11 protein-coding genes, 2 tRNA genes and 3 rRNA genes are annotated in these 15,153 nt (G+C 39.2%); 7 read left to right on the top strand and 9 right to left on the bottom strand.

Annotation, left to right across the window (positions count from 1 at the left end):
• Together CVT18_RS01485 and CVT18_RS01490 are read right to left on the bottom strand one after the other, a co-directional pair.
• Positions 1–780 (bottom strand): flagellar motor protein MotB, encoded by a 780-nt coding sequence (locus CVT18_RS01485; protein WP_035167452.1) that lies wholly within the window; start codon positions 778–780, stop codon positions 1–3.
• Positions 780–1,547 carry a motility protein A gene (locus CVT18_RS01490; RefSeq protein WP_021091276.1) on the bottom strand — a complete coding sequence of 256 codons (768 nt, stop codon included), beginning with the start codon at positions 1,545–1,547 and terminating at the stop codon, positions 780–782. The genes CVT18_RS01485 and CVT18_RS01490 overlap by 1 nt, the downstream gene beginning before the upstream one ends.
• A gap of 136 nt (positions 1,548–1,683) precedes the next feature.
• Between CVT18_RS01490 and glmU the strand changes: the two genes are divergently transcribed.
• From glmU to truA, 7 genes are read left to right on the top strand one after another with little or no spacing between them, the layout of a single operon-like run.
• Positions 1,684–2,991 (top strand): bifunctional UDP-N-acetylglucosamine diphosphorylase/glucosamine-1-phosphate N-acetyltransferase GlmU, encoded by a 1,308-nt coding sequence (glmU, locus tag CVT18_RS01495; RefSeq protein WP_103628365.1) that lies wholly within the window; start codon positions 1,684–1,686, stop codon positions 2,989–2,991.
• Positions 2,978–4,150 (top strand): bifunctional phosphopantothenoylcysteine decarboxylase/phosphopantothenate--cysteine ligase CoaBC, encoded by a 1,173-nt coding sequence (gene coaBC, locus CVT18_RS01500; RefSeq protein WP_103628440.1) that lies wholly within the window; start codon positions 2,978–2,980, stop codon positions 4,148–4,150. The genes glmU and coaBC overlap by 14 nt, the downstream gene beginning before the upstream one ends.
• Positions 4,147–4,833, top strand: coding sequence for a hypothetical protein (locus CVT18_RS01505; protein ID WP_103628364.1), 687 nt, complete (start codon positions 4,147–4,149; stop codon positions 4,831–4,833). The genes coaBC and CVT18_RS01505 overlap by 4 nt, the downstream gene beginning before the upstream one ends.
• Positions 4,834–4,836: 3 nt before the next feature.
• On the top strand, positions 4,837–5,508 hold the full coding sequence (uppS, locus tag CVT18_RS01510; protein WP_103628363.1) for a polyprenyl diphosphate synthase: 672 nt from the start codon (positions 4,837–4,839) through the stop codon (positions 5,506–5,508).
• 7 nt (positions 5,509–5,515) lie between these two features.
• Positions 5,516–6,304 (top strand): prepilin peptidase, encoded by a 789-nt coding sequence (locus tag CVT18_RS01515; RefSeq protein ID WP_103628439.1) that lies wholly within the window; start codon positions 5,516–5,518, stop codon positions 6,302–6,304.
• Positions 6,297–7,325: an LptF/LptG family permease gene (locus CVT18_RS01520; RefSeq protein ID WP_103628362.1), complete on the top strand. Its 1,029-nt coding sequence runs from the start codon at positions 6,297–6,299 to the stop codon at positions 7,323–7,325. Before CVT18_RS01515 ends, CVT18_RS01520 begins: the two co-directional genes overlap by 8 nt.
• A complete protein-coding gene (gene truA / locus CVT18_RS01525) occupies positions 7,325–8,056 on the top strand; it encodes a tRNA pseudouridine(38-40) synthase TruA (protein ID WP_103628361.1) in 732 nt (243 codons plus the stop codon). Before CVT18_RS01520 ends, truA begins: the two co-directional genes overlap by 1 nt.
• 324 nt (positions 8,057–8,380) lie before the next feature.
• On the opposite strand, the gene CVT18_RS10750 is transcribed toward truA, so the two are convergent.
• From CVT18_RS10750 to CVT18_RS01560, 7 genes are all read right to left on the bottom strand, one after another.
• Positions 8,381–8,824, bottom strand: a complete 444-nt coding sequence (locus CVT18_RS10750; RefSeq protein WP_103628976.1) for a helix-hairpin-helix domain-containing protein — start codon at positions 8,822–8,824, stop codon at positions 8,381–8,383.
• 216 nt (positions 8,825–9,040) lie between these two features.
• Positions 9,041–9,159 (bottom strand): 5S ribosomal RNA (gene rrf, locus CVT18_RS01535).
• 132 nt (positions 9,160–9,291) lie between these two features.
• Positions 9,292–12,195 (bottom strand): 23S ribosomal RNA (locus CVT18_RS01540).
• Between the two features lie 327 nt (positions 12,196–12,522).
• Positions 12,523–12,598 (bottom strand) — tRNA-Ala (locus CVT18_RS01545).
• 12 nt (positions 12,599–12,610) lie between these two features.
• Positions 12,611–12,687 (bottom strand) — tRNA-Ile (locus tag CVT18_RS01550).
• 94 nt (positions 12,688–12,781) lie between these two features.
• Positions 12,782–14,292, bottom strand: a 16S ribosomal RNA gene (locus CVT18_RS01555).
• The 16S, 23S and 5S rRNA genes sit together here with 2 tRNA genes alongside, the layout of an rRNA operon.
• 447 nt (positions 14,293–14,739) lie before the next feature.
• Positions 14,740–15,114: a RidA family protein gene (locus tag CVT18_RS01560; protein WP_103628575.1), complete on the bottom strand. Its 375-nt coding sequence runs from the start codon at positions 15,112–15,114 to the stop codon at positions 14,740–14,742.
• Positions 15,115–15,153 lie beyond the last annotated feature (39 nt).

A 15,153-nucleotide genomic window follows, 5' to 3' on the forward strand; every position in this document is an offset into this window, starting at 1 on the left:
CTAATTCCTCATATCAAGGATACTTTTCTTAGTAGCCTCTTTATTTTTTGGCTCAAGCGATATGAAATGAATTTCTACTCTATTATTCTTAGCTCTACCATCTTCTGTGCTGTTACTAGCGATCGGATCAAACGAAGCTTTGCCAGAAGCTATTATTCTATTTTGTGGTACGCCATCGTTGATTAGCTCTTCAACCACGCTTAAAGCCCTTGCAGTTGAGAGCTGCCAGTTATTTTTATAGGCTGAGTCTTTGCTTGGTTCTATATTATCTGTATGGCCGATAATATCGGCTTTTACATCATTAGGCATTTTTGCCACAATCATGCCTATTCGTTTTAAAAATAGCTTCGCATCTTCACCAGAAATTTCAGCACTATCCTTATCAAAAAGCATAGCCGCTGGAAGCCTTACGATAAAGCCATCTTCGCTCTCTTCCATAGTGATCTCAGGTGCCCCGCTAGCAGCTAGTAATTCATTTATCTTTTTAACATTCATATTTAGCTCACTTTGTGAGCCCTTTTGCTTGCTTATCTTTTTTGCACGAGTATTTTCTGGATCCGTCTCTTTTTCTATCTGATTTTCAGGTCTAGCACCACCTTCAAGCACACTCAAAGCACCAGCTAGTGAGCCAACAGCAGCCTCCATCTTTTTAGCATCCATTGTCGCCATAGAAAGTAATAAAACGAAAAAACAAAGCAAAAGTGACATGAGGTCGCCAAAAGCAGCTAGCCACTCAGGCATACATTTTGGACACTCTTCTGGTTTTATTAACTTACCCATTATTCAAACTGACTTTTTCTATCTTTTGGTGGTAAAAATGCTAAGAGTTTAGCTTCAAGCGTTCTTGGATTATCGCCTGCTTGTATCGACATGATTCCCTCAAGTACGACTTGTTTTTCAAGCGCTTCATCAGCATCGCGAATAGAGAGGATGTTTGCCACAGGCGCACCTATGATGTTACCTATCATCGCACCATAAAGCGTCGTAAGCAAGGCAACCGCCATTGATGGGCCGATTGCACTAGGATCTGACATGTTAAGAAGCATCGCAACAAGACCAATGAGCGTTCCTATCATACCCATAGCACCCGCAAAACCGCCGACTTGCTCAAAAATTTTAATGTTATTTGAATGTCTTGTGCTAGTTTGATCGATATCGATCTCCAAAAGTGCTCTGATCGCATCTGGCTCATTGCCATCAACTGCCATTGAAAGGCCTCTTTTTAAAAACTGATTTGTTTCATTATTTACTTCGCTTTCGAGCGATAAGATACCATCACGTCTAGCTTTAGTTGAATAATCGACTATTTTTTTTATAGTCTCAGGTAAATTTACTACGACTGATGGCTTAACAGCAATGCCATAAAATTTACCAATTCCTTTAAGCGTCTCCATCTTGAAGCCAACCATCATAACGCCGATAGTACCACCAAAAACGATCATCACAGAAGGAATATCGATGTATGGTCCTATACCAACGCCTATCGCCATTGATCCAAACAAAAGCACCAGGGTCAAAACCCAGCCGACGACGGTTCCTAAATCCATTTAAGCTCACTTTATTTATAAATTCTTAAGAATTGCTATTTTATTAGCTTTTTGTTGAAACAATCGTTAAATTAAAAAAAATGTTTGGCATTTTTTGCTACAATCTGCGAAATTTTTAACGTTAAAAGGCTTAAAAATGAACAATACTTCAATCATAATTTTGGCGGCTGGTCTTGGCACCAGAATGAAATCAAAACGTCCAAAAGTCCTATTTGAACTTTGCGGTGAGCCAATGATCATTCACATCTTAAAGCAAGCTTATGCGATCACAAATGACGTTAGCGTCGTGCTTCACTACGAAAAAGAGTTAATTAGCAAAAAGATAAAAGAAATTTTCCCTCAAACTAAAATTTTTGAGCAAGATCTAGCAAATTTCCCAGGCACTGCTGGTGCGATAAAGAGCGTAAATTTAAGTGGCGAAAAGGTGCTTGTAACTTGTGGCGATATGCCTCTTGTAAAATCAACCGATCTAATGCGTCTAGCAAACGCTGAAGCGGACGTGGTTATGAGCTCATTTGAAGCGGCAAATCCTTTTGGCTACGGTAGAGTCATCATAAAAAACGGCAAAGTTGAAGGCATCGTCGAGCAAAAAGATGCTAGTGAAGCGCAGCTTGCCATAAAAAGCGTAAATGCTGGCTGCTACTGCTTTAAACGCGAGGCGCTAGAGCAAATTTTACCGCTCATAAGCAACCAAAACGCACAAAAAGAGTACTACTTAACTGATGCCATAAAAATAGCAAATGAAAAGGGCTTAAAGTGCGTTGCAGTAAATGTTAATGAGCAAAATTTCATGGGCATAAACGATAAATTTCAGCTTAGCATTGCAGAAAAGATCATGCAAGATGAGATCAAGCAAAATTTGATGAAAGCTGGCGTTTTGATGCGCATGCCAGAGAGCATTTTCATAGACAGCAGGGCCAAATTCGAAGGCGAGTGCGTGCTTGAAGAAAATGTAAGTATCCTTGGCGAGTGCGTCATCACTGAGAGCATCATCAAAAGCTCATCGGTGATAGAAAGTAGCGTCATCAAAAACTCAGACATCGGTCCGCTAGCTCATGTAAGGCCAAATTCTGAAATTTCTGACACACATATAGGAAATTTCGTCGAGGTTAAAAAAGGTGTTCTTAGCGGCGTAAAAGCTGGACACTTAAGCTATCTTGGTGACTGTGAGATAGAAAGTGGCACAAATATCGGTTGTGGCACGATCACATGCAACTACGACGGCAAGGCAAAATACAAAACCAAAATCGGCAAAAACGTCTTTGTTGGCTCAGATACGCAACTAGTAGCCCCTGTAAATATCGCTGATAATGTCATCATCGCAGCTGGCAGCACCATCACAAAAGATGTTGAGAGTGGAGCGCTAGCGATTAGCAGAGCTCGACAAGAGAACAAAAGCGGCTTTTTTGAGAAATTCTTTGGCAAAGACGATGTTAAAAAATAAGAAAATTTTACTTGCCGTTTGCGGTAGTATTGCCTTTTATAAGGCATTCGAAATTTTATCGCTACTTAAAAAACAAGGCGCTGATGTCTACGTGGCTTTAAGTGACGGAGCGCTTGATTTTTGCAGTGTAAGCGGCTTTGAGGCACTAAGTGAGCATAAAATTTTAAGCTCACAAACGCAAAACTGGCAAGATGGCGTAAATCACATAGCCTACTCTAAAATGGATTTAGTTCTCATCGCACCTGCCTCTGTAAATACGATAAACAAGCTAGCAGCTGGCATCTGTGACAATGTCTTTATGCAAACGCTAATCGCCGCCTCACACGTGCCTTTGGTTGTCGCACTAGCTGCAAATAACAATATGATAGAGCACTTCGCGACGCAAAACTCACTTAAAATTTTAAAGAAAAACGGCGCTTTAATAGTTGAGCCGGTTCTTAAAACTCTAGCTTGTGGCGACGTTGGCAAAGGCGGTCTTGCAAGCCCTGAAGTAATAGTAGAAGCGGTGATAAAAAAGCTTAGCAAGCTACTTTTTGTAGGCAAAAAAGTAGTGATCACTGGTGGTGCGACGATAGAAAAGATAGATGATGTTAGAGCCATTACAAATTTTTCAAGCGGTAAGATGGCGATGGCGCTTGCAAGGGCTTTTTACTATGCAGGCGCAGAGGTAAAACTACTTGCTAGCTTTGAAGCAGAAAACGAGCCATTTGAGATTTTGAAATTTGGCTCAAGTAGTGAACTTTTAGAGCTTTGCAAAAGCGAGTGCGAGAGTGCGAATTTGCTTGTAATGTGTGCTGCAGTAAGCGATTTTGTGCCGACAAAAATTGATGGCAAGATAAAAAAAGAGGATGTTGGCGAAATTTTAAGCTTAAGTCTAAAGAGAAATGTCGATATTTTGCAAAGCTTAAAAGAGTTTAAATGCAAAAATATCGGCTTTAAGCTTGAAATCTCAAGCGAGAGCGCACACAAAAATGCTAGAGCAATGCTAGAGCAAAAGGGGCTTGACGCAGTTTGTCTAAATATCTTGGGTGAGAAAAATGGCTTTGCAAGCGAGCAAAATGAGGTAAATTTCATCACGAAAAATAGTGAAACTTTGCTGCCGCTTGCCGCAAAAGACGAGATCGCAAGACATATCGTGGAGCTAGCGGCAAATTTATGATAGAGAAAATTTCTCGCATTCAAAAAATAGCAAAAAATGCAAATTCACCGTTAGTAGCTATAAATTCGTCACTTCCACTTAGTATCTTGGTAAGCCAAAAGATCGGTTTTAACAGATACATTTTAAATTTTGCAAATAGAAATTTAAATACAAAAAGCACAAAAGAGCTAAACGTAGGCTCGAAATACTGGGGCGAGGTGCAAAGCCAAGGCGAGAATATCGTCATAAAAAATTTATACGAAAAGCCAAGAATTTTAGACGAAGATGTCTTGACCGATGGGCTAAATCTTATCGAAAATTTGATAGAAAATGAGAATTTATCGTGGTTTTATGACTATTTATTTAAAAGTTTAAGTGAAGCTAAGACAAAAGACGAGATGAAAGTGCTAGCGAAAATGCTCTTTGCTCTGCAAGAAAATGTCTTGCATATACCATTTATTTATAATGGCATAAACGGCGTTTTTCAGCTAAAAAAAGAGGAGGATGATATGAAAATTTTTTTAATATTTTCAAATTTTGCTCCACTTATTTTTAAATTTAAAGATGAAGTTTTATACGAGATCACGACTCCATTTAATAATGTAGCTAGCTTGCTAAAAAGAGAATTTAACGCCAACATAACAGTGCAAAATGTGAGTACTCTTTGGAGCAAAAAAGAACAAATTATTGATATAAAAGGCTAAAGATTGAATGAATTAAACCACATTGCTATTATCATGGATGGAAATGGACGCTGGGCTAAAAAACGTGGATTTTTACGGACAAACGGGCACGAAGCTGGAGCAAATATAGTAAGCGATATGTGCGAATTTTGTATCGATAATGGGGTGAAAATTTTAAGTCTTTACGCATTTAGTACTGAAAACTGGAAAAGGCCACAAAAAGAGGTCGAGTTTTTGATGAATTTGCTTAAGAAATTTCTCATTTTAAAGCGTGCTGACTTTATAAAAAATGGGATCAAATTTAACACGATCGGTGACATTTCGCCATTTAGCGATGAGCTAAAAAACGAGATAGAGATCACCAAAAATGCTACAAGAGAGAATAAAAATTTATTATTAAATTTAGCGATAAACTACGGCTCAAAAGATGAGATCATTAGAGCTGTGAAAAAGCTAAATTTAGAAGGTAGCGAGATAAACGAAGCAAGCCTAAATGCAGCACTTGATGAGAGTGAGCCGGTGGATCTTCTCATTAGAACTGGTGGCGAGAGCAGGCTTTCAAATTTCATGCTTTGGCAAGCAAGCTACGCAGAGCTATTTTTTACGCCTACACTTTGGCCTGACTTTAGCAAGGATGAGCTTGCAAATATCGTTAGCAAATTTAAAAACATAGAGCGAAGATTTGGCGGAGTTTAGCGGGATAATGGATAATTTAGTCATTTTTTTTGCCGCTTTTGCTTTTGTTTTGGGTATTTGTGTGGGCTCATTTTCAAATGTACTGATATATCGCTTGCCACGAAATGAAAGTATAAATTTTCCAGCTTCTCATTGCCCAAACTGCGATCATAAGCTAAATTTTTATCACAATGTTCCGCTTTTTTCATGGCTATTTTTAGGTGGCAAATGTGCCTTTTGTAAGCAAAAAATAAGCCCCATCTATCCAATAATCGAGCTAGTTTCTGGGATACTTTTTTTGATCTGTTTTTTTAAAGAATGCAGCGAAATTTTAAGTGTAGAAACATTGCTTTACGCGCTATTTTTAGGGCTTTGTTTTATAATGCTACTAGCTCTTAGCATCATAGATATAAGATATAAAGCTGTACCAGATCCTCTTCTTTTTGCGGCGCTATTTTTCGCATTTATCTATGCTCTGATGTTTTTTATAGTTAAAGGAAATTTTGCCCAAATTTTAAATTTATTCCTTTTTGCATTTATCTTTTGGGTGCTTAGATTTGTCGTAAGCTTTGCTATAAAAAAAGAAGCGATGGGTAGTGCAGATATCTTTATAGCAGCGATCATCGGAGCTATCTTGCCAGTCAAACTGGCTCTAGTGGCGATCTATCTTGCAGCACTTTTTACACTTCCAGTCTATGCGGTCGTTCAAAAAAAGGGCTATGAGCTAGCTTTTGTGCCGTTTTTAAGTCTTGGCTTACTTATTACATACGCTTTTAAAGAGCAAATTTTAGAAATTTTAAGGTTTATTTATGAGTAGAGTGAATAGATATCTTTTGTTTAACTTCCTAGGGACTTTTGCGTCGCTATTTAGCACGCTTTTTTTGATTATGTCGATCGTATTTTTCATCCAGATCGCGCGCATCACTTCTTACATTGAGATCAGTTTTGGCGAGCTTTTTAAACTCTACTCATTTATGCTTCCACGCGTGCTACTTTTTGTCGTGCCTATCGCATTTTTTGTATCACTTGCGATGACTCTTTTTAGATTATCAAAAGAGAATGAAAGTATCGTTATTTTTACGCTTGGTGGCTCACCAAATAAGATTGCTAAATTTTTCTTAATATTTTCAGCATTTTTAAGCACCGCTCTACTTATAATCGCTACCATAATGATACCAATAGCCGCACAGCTAAATGCAAATTTTATTGATTATAAAAAGACTGTTGCAAAGCTAAATTTAAAGCCAACTCAGTTTGGACAAAAATTCTCTGACTGGATGGTTTATGTGGGTAGTGAAATGCAAGATAACAACGGCACTACTTATAAAGATATCGTGATGTTTAATCCTTACATTAAAGACTCCCAACGCTTAATCACTGCTAAAAACGCAAAGATCACTAATACAAATCAAAGCATCGAACTCTCTTTAATAGATGGAAAAATGTATGACATAAAAGATGAAATTTATCATCAAAGCAACTTCAAATCTATGAAGATAAGGACTGCACAAAGTGAAGAGGTGAGCGATATAGGCGGCATAAAAGAGTACTGGACGGAGGCAAATAGTAGTGAAAAAAGAAGAAAAGACCTTAGCACATATGTGCTTGTTGCGCTATTTCCACTTGCCAGTACACTTTTTGCCATAAGCTTTGGCATCGTTACTTATAGATATGAAAAGGGCATGGTTTATGTTGGTACGTTTGGTGTTTTATTTGGGTATTTTACGCTCATAATGCTATTTTCATCAAAACCAGCTTTTGCGATTCCACTCATATTTTTCGTCTTTTTATTGGCAGGAATTTTGCTTTTTAAAACCAAGATCATACGAAGATACTAATGAAAATCCAACTAATTTATAGCTACGATGGCTCCAAATTTCAAGGCTCGCAAACTCAGCCACATGAAAATGGCGTAGAAGATGAGCTTTCGCGTGCTCTAGCTCACGTTGGAATATTTGAAAAAATAGTCTCTAGCTCGCGTACAGATAAAAAAGTCCATGCGATCAATCAAAGTTCAAGCGTAATTTGTGGCGATCATTTTAAAAATTTAGAGCACTTAAAAGAGCTAATCAACCGCCATGCTCATCCAAATATTCATATAAAATGTATAAATTTAGTTGATGAAAATTTTCAAGCAAGATTTGACGCCGTAGCAAGGTCTTATAGATACATTATAGATCATAGAGAATTTGATGTTTTTGGCTCAAATTATAAAGTCTTTTTGCCAAAATTTGATATCAAAAAAGCAAATGAAATTTTATCTAATTTTGTTGGCGAGCATGATTTTAGCTCCTATATGAAAACAGGAAGTGATACAAAAAGTCCAGTGCGAGAAATTTTTAAGGCATTTTGTTATGAATACAAAAACCAAACTATCATAGTTTTTAAAGCGAATGGCTTTTTACGCGCTCAAGTACGGCTTATGATTGCAAATCTGCTTAAAGCTTTAAGTATAAAAAATGGTGGTGAGCTCATCAATGCTTCGCTTAATGGAGACCTTGCCTTAACTCGTATCCCAGCTCCGGCTGAAGGACTTTATCTAAATAGAGTTTTTTATAAATTTAATTAGGTTTTTAGAATATTCAATAGTAGGCTTATTTAAAAATATTAAATAGAGAATCTTATAAGTCAGAATTTATAACTAGTTTGCGCATCCTCTCTCTCCTAAAAGCACAAGAAGCTTTAGAAGATAGTTTAAGAAGTATTACTTTACAAGATCTATTAGATGAGCTTATTAATTTATAAAATTTAAAAAATAGACAAACTAGGTTATAGAATTAAAAAGTAGGTAGATATATAAAAAACCAATCTATTTTATTTATTAGGAACGCTATGCGCTCCTAACTATTTTTATATATTTTATGTAAGAATTTTTATAAATTTCTAGTTTTTATTACTCTTTACTCTTCTCTTTTTTAGCTTTACTCTTTTTCTCTGTTTTATCTTTTAGGCTTTCTTTCTTATCTTTGACTTCTTTTACGCTATCTTTAGCACCATCTTTTTTCTCTTTTACTTCATCACTCTTTTTACTTACTTTTTCTTTTATCTCATCTTTTTTAGATTTTGTTTTAGCTTTTGTTTCGTCTATCTTTGTAGCACCTGATACTGATATATCTGATTTTAGATTTTCAAATGTCTTATCACCTATACCATTTACATTTTTTATATCTTCTATTGAGTTAAATTTATTTGCTTTTCTATATTCAATTATTGCATCTGCCTTTGAAGATCCTATACCATCTAAACTCATTAACTCTTCTTTTGTGGCGGTGTTTAAATTTATGGCTGCTAGTAATGTAGAAGCTGCTACTAATAGTGAGAATATAATCTTTTTCATTTTTGTCCTTTTTAGGTAAATTTGGGTTTGGAGTCTATCATATTTGGTGTTTTTAGTCAACACTCGTATAGAAGCATAGACTAAAAGATATTTATAAATGTAAAGATATCTAATTATTTAAAAACATAAATAAATTTAAGATTTGATATTTTGTTATAAATTAAGAAATAATATTAGAAGTTGATTATTTAGATAAAGAAGATTAAAAATTAACAAAGCCCGCAACGACCTACTTTTCCAACATCCCAGTAAGGGAGAGTATCATCAGCCAGGACGAGCTTAGCTTCTTGGTTCGAGATGGAGCAAGGCGTTTCCTCGTCTGTATAGTCACGGGCAGTGTTAAATAAAAGATACATTAGATAAATCTCTTATTTAACACTACGTATAAAGTTAAAAGTCATAAACAAAGTTTTATAAAAACATATCTTATTAAGTTTTTATCCTTAACAAGGAAGTGATGCTTATTAAAAGATAAGCAGACGAGCTATTAGTACTGGTCAGCTAAAGGACTTTCATCCATTACACACCCAGCCTATCAAACACATAGTCTATATGAGCTCTTAAAAGAAGATTCATCTTGGAGTTGGCTTCCTGCTTAGATGCTTTCAGCAGTTATCACATCCCAACATAGCTACCGAGCGGTGCTCTTGGCAGAACAACTCGTACACCAGTGGTTGGTTCGACCCGGTCCTCTCGTACTAGGGTCAACTCTCCTCAATCTTCTTACGCCCACGGCAGATAGGGACCGAACTGTCTCACGACGTTCTGAACCCAGCTCGCGTACCGCTTTAAATGGCGAACAGCCATACCCTTGGGACCTGCTCCAGCCCCAGGATGCGATGAGCCGACATCGAGGTGCCAAACCTCCCCGTCGATGTGAGCTCTTGGGGGAGATCAGCCTGTTATCCCCGGGGTACCTTTTATCCTTTGAGCGATGGCCCTTCCACACAGAACCACCGGATCACTAAGACCGACTTTCGTCTCTGCTTGACGTGTATGTCTCGCAGTTAAGCTGGCTTTTGCCTTTATACTCTACGAACGATTTCCAACCGTTCTGAGCCAACCTTTGTAAGCCTCCGTTACATTTTGGGAGGCGACCGCCCCAGTCAAACTACCCACCAGACATTGTCCTACTTGAGGATAACTCAAGCTAGTTAGCTATCAGAATAAAAAAGAGTGGTATCTCAACAATGGCTCACCATAAACTGGCGTCTATGGATCAAAGCCTCCCACCTATCCTGCACATTTTTATCCCAATAGCAGTGTCAAGCTGTAGTAAAGGTCCACGGGGTCTTTCCGTCTTGCCGCGGGTAGGAGGAATTTTCACCTCCACTACAATTTCACTGGATCCCTCTTCGAGACAGCTCCCATCTCGTTACGCCATTCATGCAGGTCGATATTTAATCGACAAGGAATTTCGCTACCTTAGGACCGTTATAGTTACGGCCGCCGTTTACTCGGGCTTCGATCAAACGCTTCGCAGAGCTAACGTCATCAATTAACCTTCGAGCACCGGGCAGGCGTCACACCCTATACATCCTCTTACGAGTTAGCAGAGTGCTGTGTTTTTGGTAAACAGTCGGGAGGGACTCTTTGTTGTAACCTTCAATGCTTACGGAGTAAATCCTTCACAAAGTTAGGCACACCTTATACCGAAGATACGGTGCTATTTTGCAGAGTTCCTTGAAGAGAGTTCTTCCACGCGCCTTAGAATACTCATCCCACCCACCTGTGTCGGTTTACGGTACGGGCAACTATAACTAAACTTAGAAACTTTTCTTGGCTCGACAGTATCGGCAATTCGCTATCCGTTCCGAAGAACTTCAAACGCCTGTGGGATCTCGGCTTAAAAAGATCCGGATTTGCCTGGATCTTAACCTACACCTTTCGACTAGCACTACCATCCGCTAGCTTGCTTAACTCTAAGCGTCCTTCCATCGCACATTATAGTTGGCATTGGAATATTAACCAATTTTCCATCGCATACCCCTTTCGGACTTTGCTTAGGACCCGGCTAACCCTACGATGACGAGCATCGCGTAGGAAACCTTGGGTTTACGGCGTTGGGGATTCTCACCCCAATTATCGCTACTCATGCCTGCATGCTCACTTGTATTCGCTCCAGCACTCCTTACCGGTATACCTTCAACGCAAATACAACGCTCTCCTACCACTTAGTAAAACTAAGTCTAAAGCTTCGGTACTCATTTTAGCCCCGTTATATTTTCCGCGCAGAATCACTAGACCAGTGAGCTATTACGCTTTCTTTAAAGGATGGCTGCTTCTAAGCCAACCTCCTGGTTGTTTAAGTAACTCCACATCGTTTTCCACTTAAATGAGATTTAGGGACCTTAGCTGTTAGTCTGGGTTGTTCCCCTCTCGACGACGGATTTTATCACTCGCCGCCTGACTGCCATGATTACACACTAGGTATTCGGAGTTTGATAGGGTTTGGTACATTGGTGTATGCCCTAGCCCATTCAGTGCTCTACCCCCTAGTGTTACTACATGACGCTATACCTAAATATATTTCGGAGAGAACCAGCTATCACGATGTTTGATTGGCCTTTCACCCCTATCCACAAGTCATCCCATAGCTTTTCAACGCTAGCGGGTTCGGTCCTCCACCGGCTCTTACACCGGTTTCAACCTGCTCATGGATAGATCACATCGTTTCGGGTCTGCAACGTCTGACTAAACGCCCTATTAAGACTCGCTTTCGCTACGGCTCCGGGTTTCCTTAACCTTGCCAGACATCACAACTCGCAGGCTCATTATGCAAAAGGCAGTCCATCACCCTGATAAATCATAGGGCTCTGAATGATTGTAAGCAAATGGTTTCAGGTTCTATTTCACTCTGATCACCTCAGTTCTTTTCACCTTTCCCTCACGGTACTTGTGCACTATCGGTCTAGTAGTAGTATTTAGGGTTGGATAGTGGTCTACCCAGCTTCAGACAGAATATCACGTGTTCCGCCCTACTCAGGATACTGCTAAGTAAAACAAAGCTTTCATATACGGGAGTATCACCCTCTATGCTTAATCTTTCCAGATTATTCTATTAGCTAAGTTTAGTCTATATCGCAGTCCTACAACCCCGTTAGTAAACTAACGGTTTGCCCTCTTACGCGTTCGCTCGCCGCTACTAGCGTAATCTCTTTTGATTTCTTTTCCTGAGGGTACTAAGATGTTTCAATTCCCCTCGTTCGCTCCATATTAGGTAGTTAAGCTCGCGCTTAACTGGGTTGCCCCATTCAGAAATTCCCGGATCAAAGCCCCTTGACGGCTCCCCGAGACTTATCGCAGCCTGGCACGTCTTTCATCGCCTCTACTAGCCAAGGCATCCACCACTTGCTCTTTGTAGCTTACCTTTTCTATATTAGATTATTCTAATTCGCATCACTTCCTTGTTAAAGATAACTTTATGTTACTATATTTAAATTCTAGCTCTCAAGACGGAAAGCATTGACTACTATTTAGATAAGTTTTAAATCCTAAATAGATTGTGATATCAAACTTTTGCATTAAATGCAAAGAAAATAGAAATTTAAATCTTTAACAAGTCCTGTAAAATTGTTTTTAAAACTTGCTTGTGACTATTAACAATATTAATTAAAAGAACATTTAGACAAAAGTCTAATTAGAAAGTTTAAATTTTTAAGCTCTCTAATTAGACTTAATATAGTTAAACTATTTTATGGTGGAGAATAGCGGGATCGAACCGCTGACCTCCTGCGTGCAAAGCAGGCGCTCTCCCAGCTGAGCTAATTCCCCAATTAAATTCTCTGGTGGGCCTAACAAGACTTGAACTTGTGACCTCACCCTTATCAGGGGTGCACTCTAACCAGCTGAGCTATAGGCCCCTATAGGTCTATCAATCTTTCAAAACTAAACAAGGATGATTGAGAATATCTTTCTTATAGATATCTTGTGAGAGAATATCTATATGTACTCTAGAAAGGAGGTGATCCAACCGCAGGTTCTCCTACGGTTACCTTGTTACGACTTCACCCCAGTCGCTGATTCCACTGTGGACGGTAACTAATTTAGTATTCCGGCTTCGAGTGAAATCAACTCCCATGGTGTGACGGGCGGTGAGTACAAGACCCGGGAACGTATTCACCGTAGCATGGCTGATCTACGATTACTAGCGATTCCGGCTTCATGGAGTCGAGTTGCAGACTCCAATCCGAACTGGGACATATTTTATAGATTTGCTCCATCTCGCGATATTGCTTCTCATTGTATATGCCATTGTAGCACGTGTGTCGCCCCGGACATAAGGGCCATGATGACTTGACGTCGTCCACACCTTCCTCCTCCTTACGAAGGCAGTCTCATTAGAGTGCTCAGCCGAACTGTTAGCAACTAATGACGTGGGTTGCGCTCGTTGCGGGACTTAACCCAACATCTCACGACACGAGCTGACGACAGCCGTGCAGCACCTGTCTTAACATTTCTGCAAGCAGACACTCTTCTATCTCTAGATGATTTGTTAGATATCAAGTCCGGGTAAGGTTCTTCGCGTATCTTCGAATTAAACCACATGCTCCACCGCTTGTGCGGGTCCCCGTCTATTCCTTTGAGTTTTAATCTTGCGACCGTACTCCCCAGGCGGTATACTTAATCCGTTAGGTGCATTACTGCCAAGACTAGCTTAGCAACAACTAGTATACATCGTTTAGGGCGTGGACTACCAGGGTATCTAATCCTGTTTGCTCCCCACGCTTTCACGCATTAGCGTCAGTTGAGTTCCAGCAGATCGCCTTCGCAATGGGTATTCCTGGTGATCTCTACGGATTTTACCCCTACACCACCAATTCCATCTGCCTCTCCCTCACTCTAGATTACCAGTTTCCCAAGCAGTTCTATGGTTAAGCCATAGGATTTCACAAGAGACTTGATAATCCGCCTACGCGTCCTTTACGCCCAGTGATTCCGAGTAACGCTTGCACCCTCCGTATTACCGCGGCTGCTGGCACGGAGTTAGCCGGTGCTTATTCGTTAGGTACCGTCATTGTTCTTCCCTAACAAAAGGAGTTTACGCTCCGAAAAGTGTCATCCTCCACGCGGCGTTGCTGCTTCAGGGTTTCCCCCATTGAGCAATATTCCCTACTGCTGCCTCCCGTAGGAGTCTGGACCGTGTCTCAGTTCCAGTGTGACTGATCATCCTCTCAGACCAGTTATGCGTCATAGCCTTGGTGAGCCATTACCTCACCAACTAGCTGATACAATATAGCCTCATCCTACACCGAAAAACTTTCCCTATCTAACTTATGTAAGACAGGAGTATAGAGTATTAGCAGCCGTTTCCAACTGTTGTCCTCTAGTGTAGGGTAGATTAGCTATACATTACTCACCCGTGCGCCACTAACTCATAAGAGCAAGCTCTTACTTGTCCGTTCGACTTGCATGTATTAGGCACGCCGCCAGCGTTCACTCTGAGCCAGGATCAAACTCTCCATATTAATTACCTATCAAAATTTATTTGATAGGATTTTATTATGAAGTTTTTAATCAAAAAACTTTTAGTTTTATTTATTAGTTTGTCTAATCTATTATAAATTATAAAATAATAGACTGGCTCAATCGATCACTTGTTTAGATTTCAAAGATTGACTAATAGTTTAACAATTGTAAGTTAAAAGAACAACGATAAAAAGAAAAGGCTTTATTAACCAATGAAGTTAAAGGTGGTTTCTCGTTTCGTGAGCTGGAATTATATACGAGCAATACTTAAAGATAGTTGAAATATTTAGGGAATTTTAGAAAAAATTGTTAGGCACTTAAAAATTTTAAAGTATGTATTTTTATTAGTAGGTTTATAGGGTTTAGTTTTTGAAGTATAAATTTGGAGAGCTTTTGCTCTCCATCATTTAAACATTAAAATTATGTGAACTTTTACACAATCTCTATTAATAAGCCGCGATGAGCTCTATTTCCACAAGTGCATCTTTCGGCAAGGTTTTAACGGCTACTGTACTTCTAGCAGGATAAGGCTCTTTAAAAAATTTAGCGTACACAGTATTTACTTTAACAAAATCTGCCATATCTGCTAAAAATATTGTAGTCTTTACAGCATTATCAAAAGTAAGTCCTGCCTCAGCCAAGATATTTTTTAAATTTTCAAGCGATTGCTCAGCTTGGGCCTCTACGCTACTACCTGCAAACTCACCCGCTGGTGTGACACCAAGCTGACCTGAGATAAATAAAAATCCATTTACGCTAATAGCTTGAGAATATGGTCCAATCGCTTGTGGAGCATTTTTTGTTGAGATTTGTTTTTTCATATTTTCTCCTTTTGAAATTTTTTAAAATCCTACTATAAA

Source organism: Campylobacter concisus (assembly GCF_003048405.1).
Taxonomy (GTDB): Bacteria; Campylobacterota; Campylobacteria; order Campylobacterales; family Campylobacteraceae; genus Campylobacter_A; species Campylobacter_A concisus_Q.

Bases quoted from the DNA above. Each gene is read 5' to 3' on its own strand.
- glmU (WP_103628365.1), top strand. From the start codon at position 1,684: ATGAACAATACTTCAATCATAATTTTGGCGGCTGGTCTTGGCACCAGA.
- CVT18_RS01560 (WP_103628575.1), bottom strand. From the start codon at position 15,114: ATGAAAAAACAAATCTCAACAAAAAATGCTCCACAAGCGATTGGACCA.
- CVT18_RS01485 (WP_035167452.1), bottom strand. From the start codon at position 780: ATGGGTAAGTTAATAAAACCAGAAGAGTGTCCAAAATGTATGCCTGAG.
- CVT18_RS01520 (WP_103628362.1), top strand. From the start codon at position 6,297: ATGAGTAGAGTGAATAGATATCTTTTGTTTAACTTCCTAGGGACTTTT.
- coaBC (WP_103628440.1), top strand. From the start codon at position 2,978: ATGTTAAAAAATAAGAAAATTTTACTTGCCGTTTGCGGTAGTATTGCC.
- CVT18_RS01490 (WP_021091276.1), bottom strand. From the start codon at position 1,547: ATGGATTTAGGAACCGTCGTCGGCTGGGTTTTGACCCTGGTGCTTTTG.
- truA (WP_103628361.1), top strand. From the start codon at position 7,325: ATGAAAATCCAACTAATTTATAGCTACGATGGCTCCAAATTTCAAGGC.
- CVT18_RS01515 (WP_103628439.1), top strand. From the start codon at position 5,516: ATGGATAATTTAGTCATTTTTTTTGCCGCTTTTGCTTTTGTTTTGGGT.
- CVT18_RS01505 (WP_103628364.1), top strand. From the start codon at position 4,147: ATGATAGAGAAAATTTCTCGCATTCAAAAAATAGCAAAAAATGCAAAT.
- CVT18_RS10750 (WP_103628976.1), bottom strand. From the start codon at position 8,824: ATGAAAAAGATTATATTCTCACTATTAGTAGCAGCTTCTACATTACTA.